This is a genomic window from Chryseobacterium salipaludis (assembly GCF_022968825.1).
Classification (GTDB): Bacteria; Bacteroidota; Bacteroidia; order Flavobacteriales; family Weeksellaceae; genus Kaistella; species Kaistella salipaludis.
This window is the reverse complement of sequence record NZ_JALHKS010000001.1, coordinates 323661-347841: the sequence shown is the minus strand read 5'-3', so window position 1 is coordinate 347841 and position 24181 is coordinate 323661. Positions and strand designations below refer to the sequence as shown.

The 24181-nt window shown below is 45.7% G+C and carries 25 protein-coding genes; 18 read left to right on the top strand and 7 right to left on the bottom strand.

Annotated elements, in window-relative coordinates; all coding sequences use genetic code 11:
• Nucleotides 1-4: 4 nt before the first annotated feature.
• Nucleotides 5-640 (bottom strand): peroxiredoxin, encoded by a 636-nt coding sequence (locus MVI27_RS01585; RefSeq protein ID WP_246958934.1) that lies wholly within the window; start codon nucleotides 638-640, stop codon nucleotides 5-7.
• A gap of 146 nt (nucleotides 641-786) precedes the next feature.
• Here MVI27_RS01585 and MVI27_RS01580 point away from each other — a divergent pair, with 146 nt between their 5' ends.
• The 5 genes from MVI27_RS01580 to murA all read left to right on the top strand — a co-directional run bounded on the left by MVI27_RS01580 (nucleotide 787) and on the right by murA (nucleotide 4522).
• Nucleotides 787-1290 carry a heme-binding domain-containing protein gene (locus tag MVI27_RS01580; protein WP_246958933.1) on the top strand — a complete coding sequence of 168 codons (504 nt, stop codon included), beginning with the start codon at nucleotides 787-789 and terminating at the stop codon, nucleotides 1288-1290.
• Nucleotides 1287-1694, top strand: a complete 408-nt coding sequence (locus tag MVI27_RS01575) for a thiol-disulfide oxidoreductase DCC family protein (RefSeq protein WP_246958932.1) — start codon at nucleotides 1287-1289, stop codon at nucleotides 1692-1694. The genes MVI27_RS01580 and MVI27_RS01575 overlap by 4 nt, the downstream gene beginning before the upstream one ends.
• The gene (locus MVI27_RS01570) at nucleotides 1645-2484 is read left to right on the top strand and encodes a hypothetical protein (RefSeq protein WP_246958931.1); all 840 of its coding nucleotides are present in this window, start codon (nucleotides 1645-1647) and stop codon (nucleotides 2482-2484) included. Before MVI27_RS01575 ends, MVI27_RS01570 begins: the two co-directional genes overlap by 50 nt.
• Before the next feature lie 86 nt (nucleotides 2485-2570).
• The gene (locus MVI27_RS01565) at nucleotides 2571-3212 is read left to right on the top strand and encodes a DUF4290 domain-containing protein (RefSeq protein WP_246958930.1); all 642 of its coding nucleotides are present in this window, start codon (nucleotides 2571-2573) and stop codon (nucleotides 3210-3212) included.
• Between the two features lie 2 nt (nucleotides 3213-3214).
• A complete protein-coding gene (murA, locus tag MVI27_RS01560; protein WP_246958929.1) occupies nucleotides 3215-4522 on the top strand; it encodes a UDP-N-acetylglucosamine 1-carboxyvinyltransferase in 1308 nt (435 codons plus the stop codon).
• 71 nt (nucleotides 4523-4593) lie between these two features.
• On the opposite strand, the gene MVI27_RS01555 is transcribed toward murA, so the two are convergent.
• Entirely contained in the window at nucleotides 4594-6516 is a 1923-nt protein-coding gene (locus tag MVI27_RS01555; RefSeq protein ID WP_246958928.1) for a DUF2207 domain-containing protein, read from the bottom strand.
• Nucleotides 6517-6524: 8 nt separating this feature from the next.
• Nucleotides 6525-7079 carry a LemA family protein gene (locus tag MVI27_RS01550; RefSeq protein WP_246958927.1) on the bottom strand — a complete coding sequence of 185 codons (555 nt, stop codon included), beginning with the start codon at nucleotides 7077-7079 and terminating at the stop codon, nucleotides 6525-6527.
• A 113-nt stretch (nucleotides 7080-7192) separates the two neighbouring features.
• On the opposite strand from MVI27_RS01550, the gene MVI27_RS01545 reads away from it, so the two are divergent.
• The 3 genes from MVI27_RS01545 to upp all read left to right on the top strand — a co-directional run bounded on the left by MVI27_RS01545 (nucleotide 7193) and on the right by upp (nucleotide 10788).
• Nucleotides 7193-8632 (top strand): leucyl aminopeptidase family protein, encoded by a 1440-nt coding sequence (locus MVI27_RS01545; RefSeq protein WP_246958926.1) that lies wholly within the window; start codon nucleotides 7193-7195, stop codon nucleotides 8630-8632.
• Nucleotides 8633-8796: 164 nt separating this feature from the next.
• Complete coding sequence (der, locus tag MVI27_RS01540) at nucleotides 8797-10104, top strand: ribosome biogenesis GTPase Der (RefSeq protein WP_246958925.1); 1308 nt, start codon at nucleotides 8797-8799, stop codon at nucleotides 10102-10104.
• Nucleotides 10105-10137: 33 nt separating this feature from the next.
• Complete coding sequence (gene upp / locus MVI27_RS01535; RefSeq protein WP_246958924.1) at nucleotides 10138-10788, top strand: uracil phosphoribosyltransferase; 651 nt, start codon at nucleotides 10138-10140, stop codon at nucleotides 10786-10788.
• On the opposite strand, the gene MVI27_RS01530 is transcribed toward upp, so the two are convergent.
• Nucleotides 10789-11442, bottom strand: coding sequence for a ComF family protein (locus MVI27_RS01530; protein WP_246958923.1), 654 nt, complete (start codon nucleotides 11440-11442; stop codon nucleotides 10789-10791).
• Between the two features lie 125 nt (nucleotides 11443-11567).
• Here MVI27_RS01530 and MVI27_RS01525 point away from each other — a divergent pair, with 125 nt between their 5' ends.
• The 6 genes from MVI27_RS01525 (at nucleotide 11568) to MVI27_RS01500 (ending at nucleotide 15705) form a co-directional block, all read left to right on the top strand.
• A complete protein-coding gene (locus MVI27_RS01525) occupies nucleotides 11568-12017 on the top strand; it encodes a 6-pyruvoyl trahydropterin synthase family protein (protein WP_246958922.1) in 450 nt (149 codons plus the stop codon).
• Nucleotides 12018-12062: 45 nt separating this feature from the next.
• Nucleotides 12063-12827: a UDP-2,3-diacylglucosamine diphosphatase gene (locus MVI27_RS01520; RefSeq protein WP_246958921.1), complete on the top strand. Its 765-nt coding sequence runs from the start codon at nucleotides 12063-12065 to the stop codon at nucleotides 12825-12827.
• A gap of 86 nt (nucleotides 12828-12913) precedes the next feature.
• Nucleotides 12914-13306 carry a hydroxyisourate hydrolase gene (uraH, locus tag MVI27_RS01515; protein ID WP_246958920.1) on the top strand — a complete coding sequence of 131 codons (393 nt, stop codon included), beginning with the start codon at nucleotides 12914-12916 and terminating at the stop codon, nucleotides 13304-13306.
• Nucleotides 13307-13373: 67 nt separating this feature from the next.
• Complete coding sequence (locus MVI27_RS01510) at nucleotides 13374-14366, top strand: acyl transferase (protein ID WP_246958919.1); 993 nt, start codon at nucleotides 13374-13376, stop codon at nucleotides 14364-14366.
• Nucleotides 14367-14375: 9 nt separating this feature from the next.
• Nucleotides 14376-14918 carry a hypothetical protein gene (locus MVI27_RS01505; protein WP_246958918.1) on the top strand — a complete coding sequence of 181 codons (543 nt, stop codon included), beginning with the start codon at nucleotides 14376-14378 and terminating at the stop codon, nucleotides 14916-14918.
• A 55-nt stretch (nucleotides 14919-14973) separates the two neighbouring features.
• The gene (locus tag MVI27_RS01500) at nucleotides 14974-15705 is read left to right on the top strand and encodes a DUF4230 domain-containing protein (protein ID WP_246958917.1); all 732 of its coding nucleotides are present in this window, start codon (nucleotides 14974-14976) and stop codon (nucleotides 15703-15705) included.
• On the opposite strand, the gene MVI27_RS01495 is transcribed toward MVI27_RS01500, so the two are convergent.
• The 3 genes from MVI27_RS01495 to pfkA all read right to left on the bottom strand — a co-directional run bounded on the left by MVI27_RS01495 (nucleotide 15702) and on the right by pfkA (nucleotide 19120).
• Nucleotides 15702-16883, bottom strand: a complete 1182-nt coding sequence (locus MVI27_RS01495) for an oxygenase MpaB family protein (RefSeq protein ID WP_246958916.1) — start codon at nucleotides 16881-16883, stop codon at nucleotides 15702-15704. The two genes, MVI27_RS01500 and MVI27_RS01495, sit on opposite strands and share 4 nt — an antisense overlap.
• Before the next feature lie 219 nt (nucleotides 16884-17102).
• Nucleotides 17103-18107, bottom strand: a complete 1005-nt coding sequence (gene gap / locus MVI27_RS01490; RefSeq protein WP_246958915.1) for a type I glyceraldehyde-3-phosphate dehydrogenase — start codon at nucleotides 18105-18107, stop codon at nucleotides 17103-17105.
• Between the two features lie 26 nt (nucleotides 18108-18133).
• Nucleotides 18134-19120, bottom strand: a complete 987-nt coding sequence (pfkA, locus tag MVI27_RS01485; protein WP_246958914.1) for a 6-phosphofructokinase — start codon at nucleotides 19118-19120, stop codon at nucleotides 18134-18136.
• Between the two features lie 156 nt (nucleotides 19121-19276).
• Between pfkA and MVI27_RS01480 the strand changes: the two genes are divergently transcribed.
• The 4 genes from MVI27_RS01480 (at nucleotide 19277) to MVI27_RS01465 (ending at nucleotide 24071) form a co-directional block, all read left to right on the top strand.
• The gene (locus tag MVI27_RS01480) at nucleotides 19277-19630 is read left to right on the top strand and encodes a hypothetical protein (protein WP_246958913.1); all 354 of its coding nucleotides are present in this window, start codon (nucleotides 19277-19279) and stop codon (nucleotides 19628-19630) included.
• A 74-nt stretch (nucleotides 19631-19704) separates the two neighbouring features.
• A complete protein-coding gene (locus tag MVI27_RS01475; protein WP_246958912.1) occupies nucleotides 19705-22086 on the top strand; it encodes a TonB-dependent receptor in 2382 nt (793 codons plus the stop codon).
• Between the two features lie 35 nt (nucleotides 22087-22121).
• Entirely contained in the window at nucleotides 22122-22655 is a 534-nt protein-coding gene (locus MVI27_RS01470; protein WP_246958911.1) for a hypothetical protein, read from the top strand.
• 81 nt (nucleotides 22656-22736) lie between these two features.
• Nucleotides 22737-24071 (top strand): trigger factor, encoded by a 1335-nt coding sequence (locus MVI27_RS01465; protein WP_246958910.1) that lies wholly within the window; start codon nucleotides 22737-22739, stop codon nucleotides 24069-24071.
• Nucleotides 24072-24181: the final 110 nt, after the last annotated feature.

Below are 24181 nucleotides of genomic sequence, written 5' to 3'. Positions count from 1 at the left end.
GTTTTTATTTTTGTTGAGCCAGATATTCTGCTGTAGATTTTCTGTTGGCCTGCATCGCATCTTTTCCTTCTTCCCAGTTGGCCGGGCACACTTCGCCGTGTTTTTGTACGTGAGCGTAGGCATCAATCATTCTCAAGAATTCTTTTACATTACGGCCCAGTGGCATATCATTTACAGATTCATGGAATACTTTGCCTTCTTCATCAATCAGGTAAGTAGCGCGGTAGGTAACGTTGGAGCCGGTGCAGGTCTCATTTCCTTCTTCATCATAATCAAAATCCTGATCCACAATTCCCAGTTGGTTCGCCAGCTGACGGTGTGTATCTGCCAGGATCGGGTACGTAACGCCTTCGATACCGCCATTGTCTTTCGGGGTATTCAGCCATGCGAAGTGTACTTCGTTGGTATCGCAGGAAGCGCCAATTACCTTTGTGTTTCTTTTTTCAAACTCACCCAGTGCCTCCTGGAATGCGTGAAGTTCTGTCGGGCATACAAAAGTAAAGTCTTTTGGATACCAGAAAAGAAGAACTTTGCTCTGGTTTTTGGTAGCTTCTTCAAGTACGTTGATTCTTAAGTCATCGCCCATTTCAGACATGGCATCGATTGTGCTGTTCGGGAATTTTTTTCCTACTAGTGACATATTTTTTATGGTTTTAAAATTATAATGCAAAGATATAAAGTTTTCATCAATCAAAAAATAAAAACCGATTAATAAAATCTATAACCGTTACAGATGTTGATGGTTTAAAGATAAAGCATTACATTCACAATAGCAAAGTTAGTCCTATGAAAAAAATCATTATTGCACTGATTATCATCTTTATATTTCTGCAGTTTTTTCCGATTGACCGCGAAATTCCGGCTGCCACGCCCCAACTTGATTTTCTTTCCATCAAACAAACACCTGCGCCCATTGCTGAAAAAATCCGCAGCAGCTGCTATGACTGCCACAGCAATGAAACAAAATACCCCGCTTATGCACGAATTCAACCGCTGGGTTGGTTTGTGCAGAACCATATTCGGGAAGGACGAAAGGAACTGAACTTTTCCACCTTCGCTACATACGATTATGAACGTCAACTTAAAAAACTCGAGGAAGCGGCGGAGATGGTGGAGCAGGGCGACATGCCTTTGGACTCGTATTTGCTCGCGCATGGGGAAGCAAATCTTTCGGCGCAGGATCGGCAGCAACTCAGTGCCTATTTTCGCAAAGTGGCCCAAGATCTAAAGATAGTGGGCGAACCACCGTTCACTGCAGAGCCGTCGGATTTTAAAATTGGACAACCATGACAATACAGGACGAAAAATTTTATGTTTTTTATGACGGTGAGTGCGGTTTCTGCAATTTCTGGGTACACTGGATCCTGAAGCGCGATGTTTCCGACCGTTTTCTTTTTGCTTCGCTGCAATCTGACTTTGGACAAAAGTTTCTAAGTGAACGCGGCCGCAAACTGCATGATCTGGATACTTTATACCTTTGGAAGCCGGGCAAATATTATCTGCAAAAATCTCATGCGGTTTTCAAAATTGCGGAAGTGCTCGGCGGAAAATATAAGCTGATTTCTTACCTGCGCTATCTGCCTACATTTATTACTGATTTTATGTATGACCGTGTCGCTGCTAACCGTAAAAAAATCGGAACCGGTGCTTGCGAAATTCCGACACCTGAAGAGCGAAAAAAGTTTATTGCCTGATGGGTCTCACATTTTAGAGCTTTCAATGACCGGAATAAAAACGATCTTCAGTGGGCTTCTGGTGTGTGCTGCACTGCTATTCTCGGGTCAGGATTTGCGGCCAGAACAGCAGCGTAATATTCAGATTATAACAGATTTATTTAAAAAAGCAGATCGCACGCAGATAGCGAACCACATACAGTATCCGCTTAAGAGGCAAACGCCTGTTCCTGATATAAAGTCGAAAATAGAAATGCTGGCGCACTTTGATGAAGTATTTGACGAAGAGCTTCTTGCCATCATTGCAAACTCCGGCGCTGACAACTGGTCCGCCAGGGGCTGGCGTGGAATCATGCTGAATGACGGCCTCCTTTGGTTAGATGATTCGGCAAAATTTATCCGTGCCATCAACTACAGTTCCTCCGCTGAGCAGCGAAAAAAATCACAGTTGATACGGGCTGATAAAGCCGCTCTTCATCCTTCGTTACGGGAGTACAAGGAACCTGTTTATTTAGTAACGACAAAAACCTACCGAATCAGAATTGATGAAATTTCAAATGGCTTCTATCGGTACGCCTCCTGGAAAAAAGAAAAAGCCACAAGTGCAAGACCGGATCTTACAATTAATAACGGCACTGTAGATATGCAGGGCTCAGGTGGCAACCACGTCTTCATCTTCACAAACGGCAGATACAAGTATGAGATCTATCGTGCATATCTTCGGGAAGCCGGTAGTGCAGCAGTATCGCTGATCGTGTATCTCAATGGGAAAATGATACTCCGGCAGGACGGCGAATTGCTTCCGTTTTAGTTTTAATTATCAGCAGTCTCTCTACGCAGGGACAGAGGTTAAGGGGGATATAAAAATAGCCTTACAAATCCTTATATTTGCAATCTATGCAATACAACACACAAAAAACCCGGCTGCATATGCCGGAATACGGGCGCATAACCCAGCAATTGGTTGAACGCTGCAAAGAAGTGGCAGACCGCACCGAACGAAACGAAATGGCCGTAGCCATCGTGGAGTTCATGGGCCAGCGAAACCCGCAATTGCGCGATGAAGAGAATTACCGTCATAAATTATGGGATCATCTGTTCATCCTTGCGGATTATGATCTGGATGTGGACAGCCCCTACCGCATTCCTACACGGGAAGAATTGCACGTGAAGCCTGCACCGATGGCCTACCCGGCATTGCAGGGCGAATTTAAATTCTACGGAAAAAGCATTCTTCAGTTAATCGATAAAGCCATTCAACTGGAAGACGGTGAAGAGAAAGATGCGCTGATTCAGGTGATTGCCAATAATATGAAAAAATCCTACAATGTGTACAACCGTGAGCATGTGCAGGACGATGTGATTTTCCGCCACCTGAAAGATTTATCGCAAAACCGCTTAGATCTCACCAGCCTTGATTCACTGGAGAAAAGCAAGATTTACTACGGCAACAACCGCACAAATAAAAATAACGGCAGAAATTATCAGAATATGCAGGGGAAAAGAAGGAATTACCAAAACAATAAAAACCGCAAATAAAGATGAGCGGAAGTTTTGTAATACATGGCGGCAAAAAGCTGCACGGAGAAATTACACCGCAGGGTGCCAAAAATGAAGCTTTGCAGATATTATGCGCTGTGCTTTTAACCAAAGATCAAGTCCGCATTGCGAATATCCCCGATATCCATGATGTCAACCGTCTTATCGAAATTCTGGGTGATTTTAATGTGAAAATTACGAAGCATGGCACAGGTGATTATACTTTCCAGGCAGATGAGGTTGATTTTGATTATGTGAAATCTGATGACTTCAAGCAGGATGGCACCAAACTGCGTGGTTCGATCATGCTGCTGGGTCCGATGCTGGCCAGATTCGGAGAAGCCTATATGCCAACGCCCGGTGGCGACAAGATTGGCCGTCGACGCCTGGATACTCACTTCCAGGGATTGGTAAGCTTAGGTGCCGGCTTTGAATATGATGAAAAACACGGCTTCTACAGTCTGCATTGCCAGGAATTAAAAGGGACCTATATTCTGCTTGAAGAAGCTTCCGTGACGGGAACCGCCAATATTATTATGGCAGCCGCTTTAGCCACCGGAAAGACGACGATTTATAATGCCGCCTGTGAACCCTATTTGCAGCAACTTTGCAAAATGCTGAATCGCATGGGCGCCCAGATTTCTGGCATTGGCTCCAATTTACTCACAATCGAAGGGGTGGATGAATTGCACGGAACAGAACACCGCATTCTTCCTGATATGGTGGAGATCGGTTCGTGGATCGGGCTGGCCGCCATGACCCGTTCCGAAATTACCATAAAGAATGTTTGCTATAAAGAGTTGGGTCTCATCCCGGACACATTCCGCAAGTTGGGAATTGATATGGAGTTGCGTGGCGATGATATTTTCATTCCGGCACAGGAAGATTATAAAATCCAAAAATTTATTGACGGTTCTATCTTGACGGTTTCCGATGCGCCATGGCCGGGCTTTACACCGGATTTACTTTCCATTATTCTGGTGGTGGCCACTCAGGCCAAGGGAACGCTGCTGGTTCATCAGAAAATGTTTGAATCCAGATTGTTTTTCGTGGATAAACTGATCGATATGGGCGCGCAGATCATCCTGTGTGATCCGCACCGTGCGACGGTGGTTGGCTTAAACCATGAATATCCGTTGCGCGGAACCACTTTGGTATCTCCCGATATTCGTGCCGGTAACGCCCTGCTGATCGCCGCGCTGAGTGCCAAAGGAAAGTCGGTGATCCAGAATATTGAGCAGATTGACCGCGGTTATGAAAATATTGACGGACGTTTGCGCGCCATCGGTGCTGATATCGAAAGGATATAAAATATAATCTAGCTAAATAAAGAGGCTGTCTTCCGCAAGACAGCCTCTTTATTTTATCCAAAAGCAGCACATTACCAGCCACCGCCACCGCCACCGCCGCCGCCACCGCCGGAAAAACCACCGCCACCGGAGCCGCTTCCCGAACTGGAAGGCTCCGTAGCCGTGCTTGCAATGGACGAAGTCAACGACTGATTCAGAGCAGAGGCGAAATGCATGTTGGTAATTGAATTTCCGATAAACCAGCCACTGTGATATTCGGCGCTGCCACCCACGGCAGACTTGGCAAGTGCAGACTGAAACTTTTCACCCCATATTTTTTCCACCCCGAGCACCATCGCATAGGGAAGCATCTTTTCGAAAACTTCCGGCGTGAGTTTCGGCGGATTGTGGAACTGCAGGGTTTTTTCCTCGGCTGCCGATAAATACATTTTAAAACCTTCGATCAGCGACTGCATTTCCAGCTTTTCAGGACTTGGTTTTTTAATCAGATAACTATAGAGCACCAGCGTGATAAAACTGAAAATAATAAAACCAAACAAAGCCTGCACATTCAGAGAGGCAGAAACGAGGTTGCCAATGCTGAAAAATGCAATAATCAGCACAACACTGACAATACCGTACATGATCTTTGGCCAGACAGAGCGGTCAAAAAGGGCGACCAGTACCACGCCGGCAATTAGTAAAGGAACTGCGGTAACACCAAGTAAGAAGAAAGAAATTTCTGCCAGATCAAAAGCCTGAATTAAAAATACACAAAGCGCCACAAGTCCTATCATCAGTAATAAGGGCGTAACTGCAAGCTTCGTGTTATTTCCTTTATTTAAAAACGTTTGATGCTGATATTTCAGGTTCGCCTGGAAATTGCTGACAGCGTTTTCCACGTAAGAGCGGTAGGTGCCGTCAAAAGAAACCTGGGTGCGCTTGCCGCCAAATAATTTGTCCATCAGCTGTTTTTCCTCGGTCGGGAGGGTGTCGTCGCTGTCTTTTAATTTTTCAACATTGTAGCTGGTGCTTCCGAAAATCCCGAGCACGCGTTTGTCTTTCTCGATTATTTTCACATAACCTTTCACAGCGAGATTCACCAAGCTTGCAGAGATAAACTGGGACTTGTAATATTCATCTTTAATAAAACCTAAAGAAGCGGGCGAAATTTCTGCGGGTGGATTAAACTGGGGATAGACCACCGGCCTTTCAGGGTCACGGCCGTATTTATTCCAGGTCATATAGAAATACATAAGAAAACCAACTGCCGAAAACAGCAGTAATAAAGGAATTCCAAATTTTTCCAGCAAAGTAGGTGGCGGCGGTGCTGCGATTACGCCTTTATTAAAACCAACCGCAATGGTCAAACCCTCATTTTGTTCAAGCCCGTTGGCGATGAAGGAAATGGTGGAGGCACTTTCTTTATCCTTTGAACACTGTTGGTTTGTATTGCCATATGAACCAGTGTAACAGCTCGACTGCAGAATAGTGGCTCCCTCCGGCAGATGCAGCCGCGCGCTTACTCTGTCCGTCGCGAAATCCCACATAGTACCGTTTACATTCCAGTAAAACTCGTCATATGTGTCGAAAAAGCCAACCTGATTTTCGGTTTCATATGTTAGAACATATTCATGCACGCCAGTTTCGAGCTGGCGGTTTTTGCTTCCGAAGTAAATCACGAGATTGTCGTTGGAAGACTCCGTATGAAAAGACTCTTTCTGGCCATCGCGCTGTACAGAGGTGATGTCATACTTCACACGCTTTCGCCGGTTATTCAGATTTCGCCAACGCGGCAGCGTCCGGAAAATACCGCGGCGGATATTATAACCGGCCGCATATACGCGGATTTTTTCCGTAATCGTCACTTTTCCGCTTTTCTCCAGTATGATATCTGAATCAAAAGAAAGAATGTGCTCATACTGATTTCGGCTGTCTTCGGCAGAGTAGGGTTCCTGCGCCGGACTGATGAAACCCGCCAGAAATAATATAAGTATTAAAAAAGACTGCCGCATGCTGTGTTTTAAAATTTCACTGACGGCACATTTCTTTCAGCCGTATTTTCCAGTTCGAAGAAGGTGGCTTTTTCGAACTTGTACATGTTTGCAATAATATTGCTGGGGAAGGTTTCCACCATGATATTATTCTCGCGTACGGTTCCGTTGTAGTATCGGCGCGCTTTTTCAATATCTCCTTCCAGCGCTGAAAGTTCGCCTTGCAGTTGCATAAAGTTCGTGTTCGCTTTAAGATCCGGATATTGTTCGGCCACCGCGTTCAGGTGCATCATCGCCTGACTCAGGTTTTTTTCGGCAGCTTCTTTTTCCTGCACCGAGTTGGCGCTCATGGCTGCTGCCCGGGCACGGGTTACGGAATCAAAAGTTTCACGCTCGTGCGAGGCGTATCCTTTCACTGTTTCCACCAGGTTGGGAATCAGGTCATGTCTTTTTTTCAGCATTACATCAATACTGCTCCATGCTTCCTGCACCAGCGTGCGCAGCCGTACGAGCCGGTTGTAGATGGAAACGCCGTAGAAAATAATAAGTACTGCAATAGCAGCCACGATGAGTAAAGCAATCATAGTTTTTTATTTTATAAAAGTAAATATAAAGAAAAATAAAAATGTATTTGCTAAAGGCCGGAAAGGTATTAAGTACCTTTGCGTGTAAATCTTACTATTTTAAAATTGTTTTAATGAAATTAAATTACAATCAGGCGTCCATTTCCTTACTATCTGACGATGCTAATCTTGCTCAGAACGCAGCGGCGGTTGACATTATGTCAACCAGAAATGCAGGTGATTTTGAAGAAACCTCTTTTGCGTCTGTGAAAAAAACGCTGGACAGTGATAAAAACGCGCTATTTGTTTTCCACAATGAGGCCAATCAATATCTGCAGTTTTTACCTGATCTGGACCTGGAAGCGTTGCGCAAAGCAGGTGCAACGCTGTATAAGAAAGTTAAGGAACATAAAGAGGAGCAGCTGATTTTTAAGAATAACAAAATTCTTTCTGCTCGGCAGTGCTATGCTTTTATGGAAGGGTTTCTGCTGGCCTCTTATGATTTTAATAAATATAAAAAAGAGCAGGAAACACAAGAAATAAAACTTTATGTAGAAGATAACATATTGACTGAAAAGCAGCTGGAGGAACTTCAATTGCTGACCAAAGCTGTTTCACTGACCAAAACACTTGTGAACGAACCGGTGAATGTGCTGGATGCGCTTTCTTTTGCGGAAGTGGCAAAACAGGCAGGTGAGGACTTTGGTTTTAGCACGGAAGTGCTTCACTTAGAGGAAATCAGGGAATTGAAGATGGGCGGTCTGTTGGCTGTTAACAAAGGTTCCGAAACGCCGCCTACGTTCAATATCTTCGAATACAAACCCGAAAATACGATCAACGAAAAGCCGTTGGTTTTGGTAGGTAAAGGCGTCATGTTTGACACCGGCGGTTATTCCTTAAAAATCAGTGGAAACATGCTGACGATGAAATCTGATATGGCGGGTGGTGCAGCAGTTTTGGGAACCCTGGCGGCAGTGGCTGCCAATAAACTGCCGTATCACGTGATCGGTCTGGTGCCCGCAACGGATAATAAAATTTCAGCCAATGCTTTGGTGGTAGATGATGTGATCACCATGATGGACGGAACCACGGTAGAAGTTCAGAACACGGACGCGGAAGGCCGCCTGGTGCTGGCAGATGCACTCACGTATGCAAAGCGGTATGCTCCGGAACTCGTTATCGATCTGGCAACCTTGACCGGTGCCGCTGCCGCCATTACCGGAAGTTACGGAATTGCAGTACTGGGCACCGCGCAGGAAAAAATTGAAGAATTAAAACAAACCGGTGAACAGGTGTATGAGCGCCTGGTGCAACTGCCCCTTTGGAAAGAATACCGCGAATTGCTGAATTCTAAGATAGCAGACATTTCCAACCTGGGAGGTCCGGTTGGCGGTGTGAGTACTTCTTCAGCATTTCTTCAGCATTTTACGGATTACCCGTGGATTCACCTGGATATTGCCGGCCCGTCTTTCCTGAAGAAAGCCGAAGGCTACAAACAAAGTGGCGGCACCGGTGCCGGTGTACGTTTGCTGTTTGAATATATTAAACAACAATGTGAAGAGAAGAAATCATAGGAATTTTAATATAATTCACAGAAAATCGTCTGATTTTCAGCAGCAGCCGGCAGTTCTTGTCGGCTGCTGCCGTATAAAGCAGTGAAATACACTATCTTTGCAAAAATTTTGGGCTCGGAGTGTCCGGGTAACCCATTAATAATCTTTTTATTAAACAAATTTTTATGTCGAATATTGTCGCCATAGTCGGACGTCCCAACGTAGGAAAGTCCACACTGTTCAACCGTCTGCTGGAACGCAGGGAAGCCATTGTAGATGCCACTGCCGGCGTCACCAGAGACCGCCATTACGGCAAATCCGACTGGAACGGAGTTGATTTCACGGTGATTGACACCGGTGGATATGAGGTGAATACCGAAGACATCTTCCAGGAAGAAATTTCCAAGCAGGTTGCATTAGCCGTAGATGAAGCTACTTCGATTATCTTTATGATGAGCGTGGCAGATGGCCTTACCGATACGGACCGCGAGATTTATGAAATGCTGCGCCGGTCAAATAAGCCTGTCTATATTGTCGTGAACAAGGTTGATTCTGCCAAGGAAGAACTTGATGCTACGGAATTTTACCAGTTGGGTATAGAAAAATACTATACACTTGCCTCTGCCACCGGTTCGGGCACAGGGGAACTGCTGGATGATATCGTAAAAGGTTTCCCGACGACTGAATACAAGGATCCTTTTGAGGGCCTGCCTAAAATTACGATTGCCGGCCGTCCCAACGTAGGGAAGTCCACGCTGACAAACGCCTTGCTGGATGTTGAAAGAAATATTGTAACTGATATTGCCGGTACCACGCGGGATTCCATTGAAACATTATATAACAAATTCGGTCATGAGTTTGTGCTGGTGGATACCGCCGGGATGCGCCGGAAAGCCAAAGTAAAAGAAGACCTGGAGTTTTATTCGGTGATGCGTTCCATACGTTCCATTGAATATTCTGATGTGGTTATCATCATGGTGGATGCTACTCTTGGCTGGGAATCCCAGGATATGAATATTTTCGGGCTGGCGCAGAAGAACCGGAAAGGCATCGTGATTCTGGTTAACAAGTGGGATTTGGTGGAGAAATCAACCAATACCATGCGCGACTTTGAAAATGTAATCAAGGAGAGAATCGGACAGTTCACGGATATTCCTATACTGTTTATTTCCGCACTCACGAAACAGCGTATCCTGAAAGCAGTAGAAGTCGCAATGGAAGTGTACGAGAACCGCGCGAAAAAAATAAAAACTTCAAAACTGAATGAAGTGATGTTGCCGGTTTTCGAAAATACGCCGCCACCTGCGCTGAAGGGCAAATATGTGAAAATTAAATATTGTGTGCAGTTACCGACACCGAGCCCGCAGTTCGTATTCTTCTGTAACCTGCCGCAGTATGTGAAGGAACCCTACAAGCGTTTTACGGAAAACCAGCTTCGCAAGCATTTCGGGTTTACCGGTGTGCCGATTGAAGTATATTTCCGACAAAAATAAAACCTGCATCTTTTTATCATTTAAAAATAATTTATGACTACCGTTTTATCAGCAACTTCTTCCCTTGTTAATACCTGGATTAATGAACTTCGGAACGTGGAAATTCAGCAGGACAGATTGCGCTTTCGCCGTAATATGGAACGAATTGGGGAAATTGCCGCTTTCGAAATCAGTAAAAAGCTGGAATATAAAACGGTAGCCATTCAAACGCCGCTTGCGTCAGTGGAAGCGCAGGAAATTGCCGTGCAGCCGGTGATCACTACGATCCTGCGGGCAGGCGTACCGCTGTTTCAGGGCGTTCTGAATTATTTCGATGGTGCAGATTGCGGTTTCGTAGCCGCGTACCGTAAGCATGATGCCAACGATTATTTTTCCATCAAACAGGATTATCTGACGTGTCCCAATATTGAAGGCCGGCCGCTGATTGTTGCCGATCCGATGCTCGCCACCGGTGCCAGTTTAATTGAGGCGATTAAGGATTTACTGAATCACGGAACACCATCTCAGCTGCATATCGTGGTAGCGATTGCCAGCGAACTTGGTGTGAAAACCATTGAAGAAGCGTATCCTGAAGCGCATCTCTGGATAGGTGTTGTGGATCCGGAATTAACTGAGAAGGGATATATTTCTCCCGGGCTGGGCGACGCCGGCGATCTCTCGTACGGCGAAAAACTGCAGCGCTGATTAGTCCAGTGCCATCACGAGCACGCTGACTTTATTTTTTCCTTGTTCTAAAATTTCCCAGGCGATGGTACTCAGTGTATTGCCTGTCGTAAAAACATCGTCGATGAGCAGAATATGCTCGCCGCTGACCTTTTGCGTACAACTGAACAAATCCTGGCGCACACTTCGTTGTTCACGCTTCTTTTTTGCCTGCGCTTTTTTGTGAAAGTTTCTTTTTAATAAATTGTGGTCACAGGGAATTTTATAATGTCCCGACAGCGCATTGGCGAAGGAGTGTAGCTGATTGTAACCTCGTAATTTTTCTTTCTTCGGATGCAATGGCACGGTTACGATTCGTGTAGGAATATCATTTTTAAAATGAAGACGCTCGGTGACCCAGCCGGCCAGTAAGGCACCGACATCCGCCCGATGGTTATACTTCAGCTGATGGATTAACTTTCTGGCGATTCCTTCTTTCTCAAACTGCAATAAGGCAAAAGCATGGTGCACCGGAAACAGCAGGCGGCATTCTTCAGTAAAAATATTGGCATTGCCCCAGTTATGATGCAGAAAACTGATCTGCTGATAACACAAACCGCAAATTAAATCGCGACCGGAAATAATCCGACGGCATTCCAGGCAACGGTTCGGGAAGAAAGTGTTCAGTAAAAACATAACCGGCTATAATGGTGAAAGTTACGCTTTTTCTGCTAACAATATGTACAGCCGCAACCTGAAAGCCGGATTTTTCAATTCGCTGCAAATGTTATGGATCGTCCTTTAATCTTTATCTTTGCGCCATGATACGAATTACGAAAATATTCACCTTCGAAACCGCGCATGTGTTATACAATTACGATGGTAAATGTAAAAATATGCACGGCCATTCCTATAAATTGTTTGTGACTGTGAAAGGTGCGCCGATTAATAATCTGCAAGACCCGAAAAACGGCATGGTGGTCGATTTTGGTGATATTAAAAAGATCGTAAAAGAACATATTGTGAACATCTGGGATCACGCAGTTTTGTTGAACGGCCTTTCACCGCACCGCGAATTGGGTGAAGAGTTGCAGCGCCAGGGGCATAACGTTATTTATTGTGATTATCAGCCCACCTGCGAAAATATGCTGTACGCGATTGCTGATATCCTGCGCGAACGCCTGCCGGAAACTGTTTCCCTCGCATATCTGAAACTTCACGAAACCGAAAACTCGTACGGTGAATGGTTCGCAGATGAAAATCCTGTGTAAATATTTAATTTCTTATCAGCCGCTTTGTGCTATAAAATTCCTTTGATGACGATTGACCTGCAGCCCGGAAAGAAAGTATATTTCGCCAGTGATCAGCATTTCGGAGCGCCGACACCGGAAAAAAGCCGGCCACGCGAAGAAAAGTTTGTGCGCTGGCTGGATGAGATTAAAGACGATGCCCAGGTTCTCTTTCTCATGGGCGACCTGTTTGATTTCTGGCACGAGTGGAAATATGTAATTCCCCGCGGCTATGTGCGGGTGTTGGGCAAGCTTGCGGAATTGAAAGATCGTGGAGTGGAGCTGTACCTTTTTGTTGGCAATCACGACTTGTGGATGAAAGACTACTTTGAAACAGAAATCGGTTGCAAAGTTTATTTTGAAAAACAATATTTCATTATTAACGGCAAGAACTTCTTACTGGCACACGGCGACGGTCTGGGTCCCGGCGACAAAGGTTATAAACGGATGAAGAAACTTTTTACCAATCCGGTGGCGCAGTGGTTATTCCGGTGGTTTCATCCTGATTTGGCAATGCGCCTGGCAGTGTATTTTTCCACTAAAAATAAACTCATCTCCGGCGAAGAGGATAAAGCATTCCTTGGTGAAGACAAAGAGTTTTTGATATTATATGCGAAGGAAAAACTCAAAAACGAACAAATCGATTATTTCGTTTTCGGTCACCGCCATTTGCCGATGGTGTTGGATCTGAATGAAGGAGCGGCACAGTATATCAACCTGGGCGACTGGATTGGATACTTTACTTATGGCGTCTTTCAGCATAATTTTGAATTAAAGGAATACCGAGGCTAAAATCTGAATAGATGTTTTCTATCGGATTTGAAATCTTATAGCATTTGACGTGATACAGAAGGACAAAAAAATATCATGAAAAATTATTGACATTCTTCTTTGTTTGTTTTGTTCTTTTACCGTCCGCGCAAAAAACTTCCTGCCAGCTTTCCAGCCATATTCTCGATATTGGTAAAGGTCAGCCGGCACCCGGTGTACAGATTCAGCTCGAAAAAATGAATGAAACTTCCAAAACCTGGGCGGTAGTGGATCGTCGCGCAACTGATAAAAACGGCCGCGTAGGCGATTTCCTTCCTTCCACTGCGGATAATGCCGGGATTTATAAACTGACGTTTTTCACACAGCCTTATTTCCAGCAGCAGAAGACAGACAGTTTTTATCCCTATATCGAAGTTATCTTCAAAATAGCTGATGAGGCGCATTACCACCTACCGATCACGGTATCGCCCTACGGGTATTCTACCTATAGAGGAAATTAAAAAGGCATAGTTTATCTAAATGTTTTGATATCTGCCTTGGTTTTAGGAACTTTGCAGGACCTATTGCATGCATTCTTTTTTTAAAATTATAACCGACGCAGATTTCCGTGCGCATTGTCTGGAAACCTTTGAATATCAATATAAAAACGTTGGTGTTTACCGTAAATTTGTGGATTATTTACAGATAGATCCGGCAGGTATTAACCAAGTGGAAGAGATTCCGTTTCTCCCGATTGAAATGTTTAAAAAACATCAGATTACGGACGGGTCTTTCACTTCGGATCTGTACTTTCAAAGTTCAGGCACCACACAACAGAATTTGTCCAAACACTATATTGCAGAGCCGGCTTTGTATGAGGAAAGCATTGTGCAGAGCTTTTCCCGGTTTTTAGGCAAACCGTCCGACTATATTTTTTTAGGGCTGTTGCCGAGTTATCTGGAAAAGCAGCATTCATCATTGATTTATATGGTGAATCACCTGATGAATATCTCCGGCAAACCCGAAAATGGTTATTATTTATACAACCATGCGGACCTGTTCGAGATACTGAATCAGCTGGCGGCAGAAAAGAAAAGAGTGATTTTATTTGGTGTTTCCTTTGCGCTATTGGATTTTATGGAAGCGCTGCCGGCAGAGTTGCCGTACAACCCGGAACTGACGGTCATCGAAACCGGCGGAATGAAAGGCCGCAAGGAAGAAATGACCAAAGATGAGTTGCTCAGTATGTTGCAGAAAGGTTTAGGTACGGAACGGATTTTCTCGGAATATTCGATGACAGAACTTTTGTCGCAGGCGTATTCTTTGGGAGGGAATGTGTATCAGTGCCCGCCCTGGATGCGTATTCTGATCCGGAATACCGAAGACCCTTTTTCCTATATGCCCGCCGGACGAAACGGTGCGGTGAATATTATCGATCTGGCCAACCGCCATTCCTGCAGTTTTATTGCGACACAGGATTTAGGTAAAATTACGGGCGGCAGCGGCTTGCAGCAGGAGTTTCAGGTGATGGGACGAATTGATCATTCCGATATCCGCGGGTGCAGCCTGCTGGTTTCCTGAGAATTTATTATGATGTTAAAAGTAGAGGAACTTACCTACAACTATATTTGCACCTTTTGCGATTTCGAGAAAGATGTCGTTCTGACCAATCATTTCCATTCTGATTGGGAAGCAGATATTCTCGTTATTGGCGAAGACGGATGCAGCCACGAAATTGAAATTAAACTGTCGCGTGCTGATTTTAAAAATGATTTCAAAAAGAAATATGAGCACCACCAGACCGGCCAGAAATTTTTGAAACACGACAAGATCGCATGTGGTGACTATCCGTGTAATAGTTTTAGTTTCCTGATTCCGCAGGGAATGGTGGAAGCAGACGAAATTCCGCCGTATTGCGGCATTATTGAATTTTATCACAATCCCGATGCCTGGGAAACCAGTTTCCACGTGGTGCGGCCGGCCAAAACGGTGCACGGAGATTCGTTCTGGACTTTGTTTGATAAAGATTTAATGTTGAGAACGATGGCGCGCAATTTCTTTTACAAAAAACTCGAAGCGAAAGGACGGTTTGAAGAACTTATTCTTCCACCGAAAGCTTCCATGAAAAAGTAGGAGTTTGCTTCGGTACAGGATTTGGCGCTTTTGGATTTTTACTTAAATTCGGTTTATGAAATTATCTAAAGGCAAACTGTTTCTGATTGTTTTCGCAGCATTTATCATTTTACTGATCGTGGGGCTGTTGTTTAAACCATCTGCACCCGGCGCGTTGAGCCCGATGCTCATTTTCGGAATGCTGGTCGTGGGCCTGGTGCTCGGCGGTGTGATTGTGTATTTAATCGTGCGCAACATGAAACCGGAGGCACCTGCGGTTCGCGTGGAATCGCACACGCTGGCGGAAAGCTTACGAAAAGTTTTTAAAGTTGTTACGGCAGAAGGCCAGTTCAGCGCAATTTATAATTACGAAGACACCACGAAACTGCTGAAGTTTATTCCTTCCAAAAAGAAAGCACTGGTGATCGTGGAAGCTAAAGTTTTGATTGGTTATGACTTTGAAAAGCTGAAATGGGAACTGGATTCCGAACAGCAACATGTCAGGTTGATTCATTTTCCGCCGCCGGAAATTCTTTCCACCGAAACCGATTATAAATACTATAATATCGAAGAACAGTTTTTCAACCTGTTCAGCCGCGAAGATCTTTCGAATATTCAGAATAACGGCAAAAAGCAGGTAATTGAGGCAGCCAAACAGTCACGGCTACCCATGGTTGCGGCGGAGCAGATGCGTACTTTGCTGACGGAGCTTCTGTCGGCGAAAGGACTTTCTTTGCAGAATCCTGAATTGATATCGTCGGCGGCAGCGCCGCAGGCGCTGCCGCCGACAAGTCCTGCTGAATCCTAAGCCGGTGTGTGTTCCAGATAATCAGCCAGCACTTTCATTTGCTGCTCATTTCCGATCTGTACCAGTTTTTCATATTTCACAGGATTATCCAAAGCATATACTTTCTGACTCACGCGGTTTGCCGCTTTTATCAGTCGCGGAAAAACGCGAAAAGGAGCAGCAGGTTTTGGAATTTCCAGGCGCCTGTTAACTTCCGGGTCCAGTAAAAACCAGTTCATGCTCTGGTGCAGGTTTCGGAGCATGCTGCGCTGAAACCGGTATTTGTAAATGGTGTTTTCCATATTCTCATCAAGGAGCGCGCGGGCCAGTTGCGCGGCATCGGCATCGGCGTGGTCCTGCAAGGTGGCCCACCAGTAGAACTGCTGTGTAGCTGTTTGCCGGTCTTCCGGAATAAACGCTGCCGGTATTCCCAGCTGATAGCCGATGTGTTTCCACAAATGAAATAATCCTTTTTCTTCGGTTGCGGAGATGTGCAGCCCAAGCTTTTTCAGACCCTGCATAAATACGAGAGAAAAACCGGTGTAGGTAGCAATCATATCCCAAAGGTTAATCGGTTCACCCCAGGCTTCGTAATTCCAGTCGGGCAGGCGCTTGCGGATTTCCAGCCGCGCGTAGGAATGCATCAGCCGGGTGCGGACCAGCAGTTCAAATGTGCGGGGATTCTGCTGTGCGTCCTCGCGGGTGACATGAACCCAGAATTCAAGGGTGTCTTTCAAACGCTTGACCGCTCCCTTTTTCAGGGCACCGGTCATGACAAGCGGTTTGGCAAGGTTTGCAAAATCATAGCCACCCATCAGTGAAAAGTCGCGCAGAATGATGAGCGCATTTGTACCGGCGCGCATGCACAGCCGGGCGCCTGCTTTGGCCAGCTCCGGCTGATACCACTGTGGTAATGCGCGCATCTGTTGCAGCATGGTGGTGAGTGCCTCAGGAGTTTCAGCGGTCGGGTTCTGAAGGGCGCTGCTGATGAGTTTTTCGGCTTCTTTGAAAGGCATCCGGTGATAGGTTTGCCGGACCACCTCATCGCCCAATTCATCTACCGAGTGATAGAGCGGACTATAGCGGCTGAAAATTTCCGCGTTTGGCTGAACCTGTGCCTGAACCAGAAGCTCCTGGCCGTTTCCCTGTTGCCAGAATTGCTGAAAGTGCGGTGAATGCTGAAATTTCGGAGTGATCATACGGGGTTGATGGCTGCAATTTTTGAGCCGTTGCAGCAAGGTAAAAACTTCCCTGCAATAGGGATTGCAGCGGAAATCCCGGACCGGCCGACGGCAGGAGGACGGGAGGAATTGTAGTGTAAAGCCCGACCCGCGCGTCGGCACCCGCGCAGGCGAGGGGATTGCCCAAATAAAAAACCTCCCACGGAAGCGGAAGGTTTATTCTTATATGTTTCTTGTCTATAAAGAAGCTGAATGCACGAGCAGATCGGCCAGTTTGTTGGAATAACCCATTTCGTTGTCATACCAGGAAACCACTTTCACGAAGTTTGGTGACAGCATGATTCCGGCATCTTTATCAAACACGGAAGTTCGTTTTTCACCCACGAAATCCTGAGAAACTACGGCATCTTCGGTATATCCCAAAATTCCTTTCAGGTCACCTTCTGCTGCATTTTTCATAGCTGCGCAGATTTCCTCGTAGGAAGTTGCTTTTTCCAGACGAACGGTTAAGTCCACCACAGAAACGTCTACGGTCGGTACGCGGAATGACATCCCGGTGAGCTTACCGTTCAGCGAAGGAATTACTTTTCCTACTGCTTTGGCAGCACCGGTGGAGGAAGGGATGATATTGTTCAGTGCAGAGCGTCCGCCTCTCCAGTCTTTCATGGAAGGCCCGTCTACTGTTTTTTGGGTAGCGGTGGTAGCGTGTACGGTAGTCATCAGTCCTTCCACGATGCCGAAGTTATCATGAAGTACTTTGGCTACGGGTGCCAGACAGTTCGTCGTACAGGAAGCGTTGGAGAAGATTTTGATATCATCCGTCAGATCCTTATGGTTTACGCCCATTACGAACATTGGGGTATCATCTTTGGAGGGAGCAGACAGAACTACTTTTTTTGCACCGGCGTTAATGTGTGCCTGCGCAGCTTCCTTGGACAGGAATAAACCGGTAGATTCCACGATGTATTCAGCACCTACCTCGTTCCATTTCAGGTTGTTTGGGTCTTTTTCTGCAGTTACGCGGATTCTTTTTCCGTTCACGACCAGGTCATTTCCTTCCACGGAAACGTCTCCTTTAAACTCTCCGTGCACAGAGTCATACTTCAGCATGTAGGCCATATACTCAGCGTTGATCAGGTCATTGATCCCCACTACTTCGATATTGTCGCGCTCAGCCATTGCTCTGAACACGAGGCGGCCGATACGCCCAAATCCGTTAATTCCTACTTTGATTGTTGACATAATTTTTAGTTTAAAATTAGATGTATTTAAATAGCCAGGATTTCTGATATTTTTAAAAGTTCCTGATCGAGTTCGTTATGTTTTTTAATAGCTTCCACGATGGGCGTGAACACCAGTCTGTTGGATTGCATCCCCGCCATGACATTGGATTTGCCCTGCATTAAACCGATGACAGCGCCGTAGCCCAGGCGGCTGGCGAGTACACGGTCGGCACAACTGGGAGAACCGCCGCGCTGCATGTGCCCCAGTACGGCCACACGAATGTCATAATCCGGGAAGCCGGCCTGTGTCGCTTTCGCGATATCATAAATGCTGCCCAGTTGCTCCCCTTCGGCCACCACGACAATGCTGGAGGCTTTGCCTGCTTTTTCAGCACGCTCAAAAGTGGCAAAAAGATCCTCAATGCTGTCTTTGCGTTCGGGAATCAGGATGTCTACCGCACCGGTGGCCATGCCGCTGTTCAGTGCAATGAAACCGGCGTCGCGGCCCATGACTTCCACAAAGAAAACTCGGTTATGCGAGGTTGCTGTGTCACGAATTTTATCAATGGCTTCCATCGCGGTATTGAGCGCAGTATCATAGCCGATGGTATTATCAGTGCCGAAAATGTCATTATCAATGGTTCCCGGTACGCCGATGACCTTGATACCGAATTCTTCGCTGAAAACATTGGCACCTTTAAAGGTTCCGTCACCACCGATGCAGACCATGCCATCAATGCCGTGTTTCCGGCAATTTTCAAACGCTTTTTTGCGTCCTTCGTAGGTTTTAAATTCTGCGGAGCGGGCAGATTTCAGGATGGTACCCCCTTCGGAAATAATATGTTTCACAGAGCGCGGGCCCATCTTAATAAGGCTGTCCGTCATCAGGCCGTTGAAGCCTTCACGAACGCCATAACAATCGATTTTGTAGTGGCTCGCCGTGCGGACCACGGCGCGCAGCGCGGCATTCATGCCCGGTGCATCACCGCCGGAAGTAAGAACTACAATCTTTTTGACTGCACTGTTTTCCATAGAAAAAAAATTCAGTGCGAATTTACGAAATATCGGTCAATAAAACCCTGCGCTCGCCAGCCATCTTTGTTTCGTTTATTTTCAGACAAAATACCATAAGAGATCGGGTCTAGATTTTTCTGGGCCAAGGTTGGTATAATTTTGTATTTTTGCGGCATGTGCGTAAAAAAGGATTACAGGAAATACTCGGCGATGCTGTTTGCAGCGCTGTATCTTTTCGTGGCCCTTTTCTCGCAAAATTTCCATGAGCACGGCAGTGGTGCGGTGCTGAAAGATTTGCAGCTCCGCGGTACGGAAAAGAAGTACAAAACTACTACTGATTTTGCGTACTCGGATTGTTTGTCCTGCCACCTGCTGCACGACGCGAAATTCATTCCAAGCTTTGGCGCGCCTTTCGAAATCTTTACATCTGTTTCCTTTGCGCAGGATTTTAGTTTACAATCCAGTTTCTGGGCTGCCGTTTCGCAGCACCCCTATCCGGCGCGCGGGCCACCGGCATATTTCATTTAATTTTTTCGTTGAAAGGACGGCTTGTACATTGAGCTTTGTCCTGTTTCACCTTTTTACTGTTTAAAAATTATTAAATGAAATTTATATTTAGTTTCACGGCGCTGCTTTGTGGTTTATGGATGCAGGCGCAACAAACTTTTACCGTCCGCGGAAAAATCCTGGACTATCACGATAAAATTCCACTCAAAGAAGCACGCATTTCGCTGGCCGGCAAACAAACCCAAAGCGACAATTCCGGCTCCTTCACCTTTAAAAAAATTCCTGTCGGCGCTCACAACCTGCAGGCAACGCACCCTTCCTGCGAACCCTACCTGGAAACACTGAACGTTCATGCGGATCTGGAAATAACGATCCAGATGGAACATCATGTGGAAGAGATCGAAACCATTACGCTGCACATCCCGCACAAAAATGCCAATTCATTGATCGTTAAAACACTTGACCGGCAGGAGATTGAACGCAATACAACCGAGAATCTCGGAAACGCGCTAAGTTCCTTATCCGGTGTGGGCGCACTGAAAACCGGTAACCAGATTTCCAAACCGATAATTCATGGACTGTATGGAAGTCGTGTGCCGATCATCAGCAATGGTGTGAAGCTGGCCGAGCAGGAGTGGGGCGTGGAACATGCGCCGAATGTGGACATCAATCATTATGACCATCTTGATGTCATTAAAGGAGCCTCTGCACTGAAATACGGCAGTGATGCGGTAGGCGGTGTGGTGGTGCTGGAGCCGTCTGTGTTCAAGAAGCGCGACACACTGCAGGGAAATGCGAAATTTTCGGGGATTTCTAATGGTCGCGGCGGTGCGCTGGCGCTGGATGTACTGAAAACCTGGGAAAACGGTTGGGCAGTGAAAACGGCCGGGGGCTACCGCAAAACAGGAGACCTGAAAACGCCTGATTATTACTTAATGAATACCGGCGCGGAACAACAGTCGCTTGCCTTCACGGTACAGAACAATTCTTTCCTGCAGGGAATTTCATTTGATTATACACTGACGGCGCAGGAAACCGGCATCTACCGCGGCTCCGACCTGGGAAATCTCGAAGATTTTTATAAAGCCCTGACTTCTGATATTCCTCTGTACACCGGTCATTTTTCTTATAAAATTCAGAACCCGAAGCAGGAAGTGCAGCATCATATTGCCAAGATTTCTGCCTTCCGCCGTCTGGAGAAATTAGGAAAGGTTTCCTTGGATTACAGTTTTCAGTATAACCACCGCAAGGAATACGACATCCGCCGTGGTGAGCTGGCTCAATTGCCTTCGCTGGATCTGGAACTTTTTACTAATCAGCTGCGGTTGAATGATTTGATCGAGAGGGCAAAATGGAGCCTGGAAACCGGTCTGGATTTTAAATATCAATACAATTACTCTACGCCCGAAACCATGGCGCGCAGGTTGGTTCCGAACTACGAACAATACGGTGGCGGGGCCTATGCTATTGGTAAATATAAAATTTTGCCGAAAATTACCGCAGAAGCCGGTGCCCGGTATGATTATACAAAGTATCAGGTGAATAAATGGTATGACCTGAGTGACTGGGAGCGGCAATATGCCGAACGTTTCCCGGCGTTTTACCGTCGTACGGAAGGAAACCGCGTGTTCACGCAGCCGGAACTTACTTTTAATCATGTTTCTTTTAATGCTGGAATCGATTATCAGCCAGTTCCGGAACTGGATATTAAATTAAACTATGCCCACGTGGGGCGAACGCCTAATGTCGCGGAATTGTTTGCAGACGGTTTGCACCATTCGGCAGCAGTGATCGAGCGCGGTGATCTTTCCCTAAAGAAGGAAGACGGACACCAGCTTAATCTTAATATCGATGCCAAAATCAATGTGCTGGAAGGTGCGCGGTTAAGTTTCAATCCTTATGTATTCCGGACCCATAATTTCATAACGGAAGTGCCGGTGGATATTCAGAATACCATTCGCGGTGTATTTCCGGTGTGGGCGTATCAACAGGTAGAAGCCAAGATGTACGGACTGGATGCAGACTTGTCGCTCGAGATAACGCCGCAGCTAAAGTATCAGGGAGCCTTTTCTTACTTATACGGTCAGGATCTGAGCAACGACCAGCCACTGATATTAATGTTGCCCACCAATTTTAATAACAGCCTGGAATTTAAAAATGAACAGCTGAATAATTTATTTATAAAAGTTCAGCAGCAAACCGTCTTAGGGCAAGACCGCTTTCCGGTGTACAATCCGACCGTTACTGTTTTTGAGAATGGGGAGCAAGCCGAGAAAACACTTGATCTGTCAACACCGCCGCCGGCTTATACTTTATGGTCTGTACAGGCAGGAGCGGATATTGCAAAAAACTTTTCTGTGATGCTGAATGTTCACAATGTTTTTAACACGAAATACAAAGACTACTTAAACCGCCTTCGTTATTTTTCCTACGATACGGGCAGAAACGCAATACTTACCTTACACTATAAATTTTAATTAAAATGCGACAAGCTTATATATACAGATTTTTAATGCTGCTGTTTTCAGCATGGGTACTTGTGCAGTGCAGCCGCGCTGATGAAGAAGATGATGTGCTCTCTCAGGAAGATATTTCCAATATTATTCTGGTGGTGAAAGACGAACTGACCGGTGTGGCAGAAACTTATAATTACACCATGAATGCGCCTGTGCAGCCGGAAATCAAACTGAAGAACGGACGAAACTATATCGTTCGTGCTGTTTTCCTGAATGGCAATGAGGACGAAACCGAAAGTATCATTGAAGCGAAAGAAGAACATTTCCTTTTGTACCGTTTTGAGCAGTCTGAAATTGAACTGGAACGGCTGGATGATGAAGAAAGCACCCGGAACGATGGAGCACGCCTGGGCCTGAAAACGCGTTGGAATATAATTAATGTAGCAAATGGCGCCAAACCGCAGCTCGTACTCACTTTAGTGCATGATCCGATGTCGGTTTCCGAAACAAAGGAGGGTGCAACTTACGGAACGGTGGAGGGAGGCGAAACCGATGCGCTGGCAGTTTTCAGTCTGAAGGTACAACCGTAAGTTCAGAGGAAGTCTTGCACCGTTTCCCACTCAATTAAAAAAAATTACTATTTTTGCAACCTAAATTTTGAATAAATTACCATGAACGTTACAGCGACTCAGCATGATGATGTAAGTGCATTACTTACAGTAACTTTAGAGAAATCCGATTATAAAGATAAAGTTGAAAAACAACTGATCAACTACGCTAAAAATGCACAGGTGCCAGGTTTCCGTAAGGGGAAAGTGCCATTGAGCATGGTGCGTAAGCAGTACGAAGCAGGCATTGCTTTCGAAGAAATCAATAAGCAGGTTTCTGAGGCGCTGAATAATTATGTAAACGAGCATAAACTGCGTCTGGTAGGTCAGCCTGTACCACAACCAGTGGATGAGCTGAACCACAATGCGGAACAGCTGACAGTTGCTTTCGAGATCGGATACGAACCGGATTTCACCGTGGATCTGAGCCAGTACGAAGCACCGCATTATAAAGTGGAAGCTTCTGACAAGGAAATCAACCAAAGCATCGAAAACATGCAGAAGCGTTTCGCAGAACAGCAGCCACAGGATGCAATCGGTGACGATTCTCACGTAGCACTGGAAATCAGCCAGGTGGTAGAAGAAGGCGCTGAAGGTGAACATCACCACGCTCCGAAAAACGTAACCATTGATTCTTCTAAAAAAGAGGCTTTCCAACTGGTGAAAGATCTTAAAATGGATGGTTCCGTGAAAGTATCTAAAGAAGAACTTCAGAAAAATGAAGAGCTGGCCAAAGAGCTGGGCTTCAGTAAAGAAGAAGTCGAGCATCTTCACCACGATGAAATCGAAGTGAAGGTGAAGGATTTTTATGGTCTGAAGCTCGCTGAGTTAAATCAGGAACTGTTCAACAAAGTATATGGTGAAGACACCGTGAAGTCTGAAGAAGAACTTCGCGAAAAAGTGAAAACGGAGCTCGATGAGTATTTCCAGCAGAATGCAGATGTACACTTCGTAAACCAGATTCTTGCTCAGATCAATGAGAAAGAAGAGGTGAAACTGCCGGAGACTTTCCTGGTAAAATGGTTAGTACACAGCAACGAGCAGGTACAGACAGAAGAGCAGGCGAAAGAAATCCTGGAAGCAGAAAAGAATCAGCTGAAAAACCAGATTCTGGAAGGTAAGCTGATGAATGACAATGATATCCAGATTGATTATGCCGATGTTCTGGCGCAGGCTGAGCAACTGGTACGCAACCAGCTGGCGATCTACGGAATCCACCATTTGCCGGATGAAGAAGTTCAGAAGTACGCAGTGGAAATGCTGAAAGAGCAGGAGCAGGTTCGTCAGATTTCATCTGAGGTTGCCATGGCTAAACTGAAAGACGTGATCCTGGAAAAAGCCAAGAAAAACGAAACAGCCATTTCCCACGATGAATTCCTGGAGGAACTGAAAAAGTAAGATTGTCGCTTTATATATTAAATTCCGCTTTGCCTGTGCAGAGCGGAATTTTTTTTGGCGTGTTGACGGAGTTGGTTTCTATTCTGAATAAAAAAATCTGCTCCGGTTAC